Consider the following 786-nt stretch of genomic DNA (forward strand, 5'->3'; position numbering starts at 1 on the left):
CTTCGCGACTACGCATATGTATATGAGCATTCCGGAGAAAAACTAAAAAGCGAATTGAGCGAACAAGCCTTTGAAGCATTTGTGTCGACATATTTTGACCGGAATGTAAAAAATATGTCGCTGCTGCACTGGGGATACAAAACCTTTAAATCGCTCAAATCCGGCGGTTTCAGCCGTTATGAGTTTGTCTACGAATACGAGTTTGAAAACAATCACTATGCGGTGGCGCAGATTGCACTTGAACGCAGCGAAAGCGGCTTGAGTGTCATCGGTGTTACGGTTACCAAAACCGGCGATTCGCAAAAAAACATCAACAAGTTTACGCTAAAAAATAAAACCTTCAAGCATTATGCCGTGTTGTTTTTTGCGCTGCTTATGCCCTTGTATTCGCTTTGCATGTTCGTCGTGTGTTTGTGTACACGCTTTGAGCGGAAGCACAAAATACTGTGGCTGCTTTTTATCTTATTCGGCTTCGGGGTTGTCGATATAAATTGGACGACAGGAGCGCTGCGTACCGGAATTTTATACATACATCTTTTATCCGGCGCAGCGATCGCAAAAGCCGGTACATGGCATGTGGTGTTCGGTATTCCGCTCGGGGCGATTTTGTTTTGGGTTAAGCGCAAAACGATTAGGGCGGCAGTGAAAAATAGTAATAATGAGGTTACATGAAAGAACCGGTAGTACTGTATACCTTAGACAGGCTTGAATACAGTCAGGAAGTATTGCTGTACAAAGAACCCAAAGAATTGTCGCTAACCGTATGGATTATCGTTATGCTGTTTG

The 786-nt window shown here is 43.6% G+C and carries 1 protein-coding gene; it reads left to right on the top strand.

Features of this window, described 5'->3' with window-relative positions; translation table 11 throughout:
* The coding region (locus H0R92_RS14000; protein WP_432966289.1) for a hypothetical protein at positions 1-672 on the top strand (672 nt) is incomplete at its 5' end.
* Between the last annotated feature and the right edge of the window lie 114 nt (positions 673-786).

Origin of the sequence: Treponema sp. OMZ 840, from assembly GCF_050937815.1 — a bacterium.
In the GTDB taxonomy this organism is placed as follows: domain Bacteria; phylum Spirochaetota; class Spirochaetia; order Treponematales; family Treponemataceae; genus Treponema_C.